This is a genomic window from Bartonella sp. AD328YNZD, assembly GCF_042196425.1.
Genome location: NZ_JBHIQG010000115.1, coordinates 1 through 6,757, shown reverse-complemented (window position 1 = coordinate 6,757; position 6,757 = coordinate 1). Strand labels below are relative to the sequence as shown.

Sequence of the window (6,757 nt, the reverse complement as noted above, 5' to 3'; positions counted from 1 at the left end):
TCTTCCCATGATCAACGTGACCAATCGTACCAATATTAACATGCGGTTTTGTTCGTTCAAACTTGCTCTTCGCCATTTGAGCTCTCCATTTTCCGTCCAAACCAAGGACTAAGTTAAAAATTAATTACCAACCTGAAATTACGCGTATTTCTTTTGAATCTCCAAAGCAACAGCCGAAGGTACAGGCTCGTAATGATCAAACTGCATTGTATACTGCGCACGCCCCTGACTCATAGAGCGAAGAGTATTCACATAACCAAACATATTTGCTAAAGGAACCATTGCATTCACAACCGTTGCAATGCCGCGTGCTTCAGTTCCTGAAATCTGTCCCCGACGAGAATTGAGATCACCAATAACATCACCAACATAATCATCTGGTGTAACAACTTCCACCTTCATGATCGGTTCAAGAAGCTGTGCACCAGCCTTCTTTGCCCCATCACGAAAAGCCGCACGAGCAGCAATCTCAAAAGCCAAAACCGAAGAATCAACATCGTGATAGCCACCATCAATGAGAGTCGCTTTTACACCAAGCATAGGAAAGCCCGCAAGAGGACCTGACCCCATAACACTCTCAATCCCTTTTTGGACACCAGGAATATATTCTTTAGGAACAGCACCACCAACAATCTTTGACTCAAAAATAAAATCATCACCATCATGAGGCTCAAAAACAATTTTCACACGAGCAAATTGACCGGCACCACCCGATTGTTTCTTATGCGTATAATCAATTTCCGCCATTTTAGTAATTGACTCACGATAAGCAACTTGAGGCTGCCCAACATTTGCTTCAACTTTAAACTCGCGCCGCATACGGTCGACAATAATATCAAGATGAAGTTCACCCATTCCAGCTATAATAGTTTGACCTGATTCTTCATCCGATTTAACACGAAACGAGGGATCTTCCGCCGCTAAACGATTAAGAGCAATCCCCATTTTTTCTTGATCTGCTTTTGTTTTCGGTTCAATTGCAATCTCAATAACGGGTTCAGGAAATTCCATCCGCTCCAAAATAACAGGCTTCAAAGGATCGCAAAGAGTATCACCCGTTGTCGTCTCCTTAAGCCCTGCAAGAGCAACAATATCACCAGCAAATGCCTCTTCAATATCCTCACGAGAATTTGAATGCATTTGAAGCATACGCCCCAAACGTTCCTTCTTCTTCTTCACAGTATTCTCAAGAGAAATACCCTTCTGAACTTTACCAGAATAAATACGACAGAACGTCAACGAACCAACAAAAGGATCATTCATAATTTTAAAAGCAAGCATAGATAGCGGAGCATCATCAGAAGATTCGCGTGTCGTCTCAGCCTCAGTCTTTACATCAATACCCTTAATCGCCGGGATATCAATTGGAGAAGGAAGATAGGAAACAACAGCATCCAAAAGTGGCTGCACCCCCTTGTTTTTAAAAGCCGTACCACAAAGAACCGGATGAAATTGAACTTCTACTGTCCCCCGACGAATGAGAGAAACAAGTTGCTCATTGGTTGGCATAACACCTTCCAAATAAGCCTCTGTCGCAGCTTCATCAACCTCCACGGCCATCTCAATCAATTTCTCGCGATATTCTTCAGCTTTCTCCTTTAAATCAGAGGGAATTTCACTTATTACCGCCGAGGCACCAATAGAACCATCCCACTTTAAAGCCTTCATTTCTACAAGATCAACAACACCTTCAAAGTCATTTTCAGCACCAATCGGCAACTGCAAAACAAGCGCTTTAGCACCCAACCGAGAGCCAACCATCTCCACACTACGATAGAAATCAGCTCCTATTTTGTCCATTTTATTAACAAAAACCATACGAGGCACACGATATTTTTCAGCTTGCCGCCAAACAGTTTCCGTCTGAGGCTCCACACCAGCATTTGCATCCAACAAGGCTATTGCACCATCAAGAACACGCAAAGAGCGCTCAACTTCAATCGTAAAATCAACGTGCCCTGGCGTATCAATAATATTAAAGCGACGCTTCCGACCGTCCTGCCCTTCCCAAAATGTCGTTGTCGCAGCAGACGTAATCGTAATACCACGCTCCTGCTCCTGCTCCATCCAATCCATTGTAGAAGCACCATCATGGGTCTCGCCAATTTTATGATTCTTACCGGTATAGAACAGAATACGTTCAGTCATCGTAGTCTTACCAGCATCAATATGCGCCATAATACCAAAATTACGATAATCTTCAATTTTATATTCGCGAGCCATTATATTTGCCTTAGTTTAAAACTTCTACCAGCGATAGTGAGAAAAAGCACGATTAGCTTCAGCCATACGATGAACATCTTCACGCTTTTTCACGGCAGAACCACGATTATTAGCCGCATCCATCAATTCACCAGATAAACGCTCAACCATCGTCGTTTCATTTCGACCACGTGCCGCCGCAATCAACCAACGAATAGCAAGAGCCTGACGACGATCAGGACGAACATCAATCGGAACTTGATAAGTAGCACCACCAACACGGCGTGAACGAACCTCAATATGAGGAGCAACATTCTCTAAAGCTCGATGAAATAGAGCCACAGGATCTGTTTTTACTCTTTTTTCTACAGAATCAAGCGCACCATAAACAATACGCTCTGCAACTGATTTTTTACCATCAAACATAATGGCATTCATAAATTTCATAATAACCAAATCACCAAATTTTGGATCTGGATTAATCTCACGCTTTTCTGCTCTATGACGACGGGACATTGGCTTTGTCTCTCAATATTATTTTGGACGCTTTGCGCCATACTTCGAACGACGCTGTTTACGATTCTTGACACCCTGTGTATCAAGCAAACCACGAATAATGTGATAACGAACTCCTGGCAAATCTTTCACACGACCACCACGAATCATTACAACAGAGTGCTCTTGAAGATTATGTCCCTCTCCAGGAATATAACCAATCACCTCAAATCCATTCGTCAAGCGAATTTTAGCAACCTTACGAAGAGCAGAATTAGGCTTCTTCGGTGTTGTTGTATAAACACGCGTACAAACACCACGCTTCTGCGGATTCGACTGCAGAGCAGGAACCTTATTACGTTTAACTGGCGCCACACGCGGCTTTCGAATCAACTGGTTTACGGTAGGCATGCAACCTTCCTCTTTTCGATCTACATTCGTCTTACCCAATCGGGCTTTTCTATCTTAATTTCCATCCACCCCAACAAAATCGGAACAGATATCTAAGTCTACACACAAAATCGGGCACACCTGCACAAAACAGTTCACCCGACCATAAGCAGAGAAGGCAATAGCCTTTTGCACTAGCATTTGCTTTTAATCTTCTTAACACCTGTGAATAATTTTCCGGCTCATATCCAAAACACCTGATTACATCCACATCGGTTATGTTCATTCCTAATAGCGAGAACACGTACATTCGTCAAGAACTAAACAGCAGAAAGTTTTTTAAAAATGAAAATAAATTAAATTTTAAAGCTTTAAATTTGCTTTTACCGCTACTCTTGATAAATTAATTTACCATAGTAATATCCCCTATAAACAAAAAAGATGTGACTGTAGTAAAACATAAATGCAGTAAATTGAATTGCATATTTGATATCTAATGATGAGCACCATGAAAATAGCAACGTGGAATATTGCTGGAATAAAAGCGCGACATGAAACATTATGTCAATGGCTGCAGCAAAGCCAACCGGACATAGTCTGTTTACAGGAAATTAAAAGTATTGATGAAAATTTTCCACGCGATACAATTGAAAATTTAGGTTACCATATAGAAACACACGGACAAAAAAGTTTTAATGGCGTTGCGATTCTCTCTAAAAAAACACCAGATGAAGTGATCCGTCGATTACCAGGCAATGATAATGATAAACAAACACGTTACATTGAAGCTGTTTATTCAACAAACAAAGGTGTTGTTCGTGTTGCATCTCTCTATTTGCCAAATGGGAATCCTATTGAGAGTGAAAAATATTCCTATAAGATAGAATGGATGGAAAGATTATATACACATGCAAAATCATTACTTGTATATGAAGAACCTCTTATTCTAGCAGGTGATTATAATGTCATCCCCACTCCATTAGATGCAAAAAAACCTCAAGAATGGTATCAAGATGCCTTATTTCTTCGAGAAACAAGAAAAGCATTCCAATGTATTCTTCATTTAGGTTTTTATGATGCTATCCGGAATGTCACCGATACTCCCTCCTTCAGTTTTTGGGATTTTCAGGCGGGTGCTTGGCCTAAAAATAATGGGATTCGCATTGATCATTTATTATTATCACCAGAAGCTGTTGATCAATTAATTTGCGCTCATAGTCAAACAGAAGTAAGGGGATATCAAAAACCATCCGACCACGTTCCTGTTTGGATTCACCTTAATATCAATTAAGAAAGTACAATCCTCATTTCATGAGACAACAAAAAAATTCCACTCAAAAATAATAACTATGCTACAGCATATAAACAGTATATTTTAAGTACCTAAAATAAAAAATAAATGAATGGAGGACATAAATGAAGAAATCATTGTTAATGCTTATTGCAGCAACGGCCATTGGATTTACAAGTGTCGCACATGCTGAACATGATACTCTTGAAAAAATAAAACGAACAGGGGAAATTACTTTAGGTGTCCGTGAATCGTCTGGTTTAGCCTACGCCCTTGGTAATAATAAATATGTAGGTTTTCATACAGAAATGGCAGAACGGATCATTGATGATATCTCAAAAAAAATTGGTAAACCAATTAAAATTCATTATCTTCCCATCACTTCTCAAAATAGAATTCCTCTCTTAAAAAATAAAACCTATGATTTTGAGTGCGGCTCAACAACAAATGATATTGCTCGCAGTAAAGAAGCAGCATTTGCTTATACGACATACATTGAAGAGGTTCGGATTGCTGTAAAGAAAAACTCTAACATTAAATCTCTTGAGGATTTAAAGGGAAAAACAGTTGCAACGACCACCGGTACAACATCTGTTCAACTTATTCGTAAAAATAAACGTGCAAAAAACATTCAGTTTAAGGTTTTAAAGGGGAAAGATCACGGAGATAGTTTTTTATTATTAGAATCTGGTAAGGCAGATGCTTTTGTCATGGACGCTTCAATTCTTGCTGGACATATTGCTAAATCAAAGAATCCATCTGATTATGTCATTCTTGATACTGTACTTTCAGTCGAACCTATTGCCTGTATGCTCAGATTACATGACAAAAAATTTGAACAAACAATCAACGATAGTATCGTACGTCAGATTAAAGATGAATCACTGGAAAAGCTTTATAATAAGTGGTTTATGAAACCGATCCCACCTGCTAACACTGTTATGAACCTTCCCTTATCAAAACAAACAAGATATGCTTGGGATCACCCAAATAATAAGCCTCGAGAAAGCTACGCAGAAAAAGATTTATAGAATCTAATAAAGAAGAACCACACTCTTTTGAAATTGAGTGTGGTTTATATTTTAATTCACTTTTTAATAAATTTGGCCTATGTAGATATGCTTGGTTTATTGCCCTATTTGTGAATGACTAATTTGAGGGAATATCAATTAATGGACTTTTCTTTCCTTTGTAGAGATGACCTTACTCAAACATTGGTAACAGGATGCTTGGGGACTCCCGGCGTGAGCCATACCTATTTAGATACACTTCTCGATGGCTTTAAAAATACGGTTATATTGTCTATCACTTCACTTATATTAGCTGTATTGTGTGGTGTTATTATAGGAACAATGCGCACTTTACCCAAAACATCCATAATCAATTATATATTTCGCACTATCGGTACTATTTGGGTAGAGATTATGCGTAATATTCCCCTCCTTGTACAAGTGTTTTTGTGGTATTTTGTTGTTCCGAAGATTTATCCACCAGCGATGAAATTTTCCCCCATTCTCTTAATAACATGCGCATTGGGATTCTTTACATCTGCACGCATTGCTGAACAGATTCGTTCAGGCATTGAAGCGATTCCTTCTGGACAACGCTATGCTGCTATGGCAATGGGGTTTACAACTTATCAAAGTTATCGCTATATTATTCTACCACGTGCTATACGTGCAATTATGCCACCTCTTACTTCAGAAGCAATGGGGATTGTGAAAAATTCGTCTATAGCATTCGCCGTTTCAATAAATGAGCTCATGCAATTTCAATACCAAGCAATTGAAGAGGTAAGCCATGTTTACGAAAATTATTTACTTGTTACGGCTCTTTATATTCTAATAGCCTTATTTGTATTCATTGTGATGACAGTCATTGAACAAATACTCAAAATTCCTAATTTTCAAACAAAGGGAAATTGAATATGATGAATTTCATAAGCTCTCAGTTTGGATTTTATTCTCCTTTCAATTTTTCCGACTTTGATTTTTCCTTTTTTACCTTTGATGTATTTCGTTCTTACATTTTATCAGGTTTACTCTTTAGCGTTTTTCTAACTCTTTTTGCAACGGTGTTGGGATTTGTTTTCGGTACGCTTTTAGCAATGATGCGCCTTTCTTCCATAAAACTTCTTTCTTGGTTTGCAATCAGTTACATAACAGCTATGCGTTCAATACCCCTTGTGATGGTTATCTTATGGTTTTTCGTGCTTCTGCCTTTTTTAACCGGTATATCCATCGGTGCAAATAAATCAGCACTCATTACCTTTACCGCATTTGAAACGGCTTATTTTGCTGAGATTATGCGTGCTGGCATAAATTCAGTTTCGCAAGGACAAAAATATGCGGGGAAAGCTCTTGGAATGACATATTGGCA

At 38.8% G+C, this 6,757-nt stretch carries 7 protein-coding genes and 1 pseudogene; 4 read left to right on the top strand and 4 right to left on the bottom strand.

Features of this window, described 5'->3' with window-relative positions:
• The 4 genes and pseudogenes from ACFIO3_RS06715 to rpsL all read right to left on the bottom strand — a co-directional run.
• Positions 1–76: pseudogene (locus ACFIO3_RS06715) on the bottom strand (elongation factor Tu); the annotation flags it as partial.
• Between the two features lie 62 nt (positions 77–138).
• Positions 139–2,223, bottom strand: coding sequence for an elongation factor G (fusA, locus tag ACFIO3_RS06710; protein ID WP_375607436.1), 2,085 nt, complete (start codon positions 2,221–2,223; stop codon positions 139–141).
• 24 nt (positions 2,224–2,247) lie between these two features.
• The gene (gene rpsG / locus ACFIO3_RS06705; RefSeq protein WP_273791452.1) at positions 2,248–2,718 is read right to left on the bottom strand and encodes a 30S ribosomal protein S7; all 471 of its coding nucleotides are present in this window, start codon (positions 2,716–2,718) and stop codon (positions 2,248–2,250) included.
• 18 nt (positions 2,719–2,736) lie between these two features.
• Positions 2,737–3,108, bottom strand: coding sequence for a 30S ribosomal protein S12 (rpsL, locus tag ACFIO3_RS06700; protein ID WP_005773262.1), 372 nt, complete (start codon positions 3,106–3,108; stop codon positions 2,737–2,739).
• Between the two features lie 487 nt (positions 3,109–3,595).
• On the opposite strand from rpsL, the gene xth reads away from it, so the two are divergent.
• The 4 genes from xth to ACFIO3_RS06680 all read left to right on the top strand — a co-directional run.
• Positions 3,596–4,378, top strand: coding sequence for an exodeoxyribonuclease III (gene xth, locus ACFIO3_RS06695; RefSeq protein WP_375615103.1), 783 nt, complete (start codon positions 3,596–3,598; stop codon positions 4,376–4,378).
• Positions 4,379–4,503: 125 nt separating this feature from the next.
• Positions 4,504–5,409, top strand: a complete 906-nt coding sequence (locus ACFIO3_RS06690; protein WP_375607438.1) for a transporter substrate-binding domain-containing protein — start codon at positions 4,504–4,506, stop codon at positions 5,407–5,409.
• Positions 5,410–5,550: 141 nt separating this feature from the next.
• Positions 5,551–6,303 (top strand): amino acid ABC transporter permease, encoded by a 753-nt coding sequence (locus tag ACFIO3_RS06685; RefSeq protein WP_375615102.1) that lies wholly within the window; start codon positions 5,551–5,553, stop codon positions 6,301–6,303.
• 2 nt (positions 6,304–6,305) lie between these two features.
• Positions 6,306–6,757: ABC transporter permease subunit (locus ACFIO3_RS06680; protein ID WP_375704229.1), on the top strand; the 452-nt coding region annotated here is incomplete at its 3' end.

Coding starts and splice junctions, on each gene's coding strand:
- fusA (WP_375607436.1), bottom strand. CDS start 2,223: ATGGCTCGCGAATATAAAATTGAAGATTATCGTAATTTTGGTATTATG.
- rpsG (WP_273791452.1), bottom strand. CDS start 2,718: ATGTCCCGTCGTCATAGAGCAGAAAAGCGTGAGATTAATCCAGATCCA.
- rpsL (WP_005773262.1), bottom strand. CDS start 3,108: ATGCCTACCGTAAACCAGTTGATTCGAAAGCCGCGTGTGGCGCCAGTT.
- xth (WP_375615103.1), top strand. CDS start 3,596: ATGAAAATAGCAACGTGGAATATTGCTGGAATAAAAGCGCGACATGAA.
- ACFIO3_RS06690 (WP_375607438.1), top strand. CDS start 4,504: ATGAAGAAATCATTGTTAATGCTTATTGCAGCAACGGCCATTGGATTT.
- ACFIO3_RS06685 (WP_375615102.1), top strand. CDS start 5,551: ATGGACTTTTCTTTCCTTTGTAGAGATGACCTTACTCAAACATTGGTA.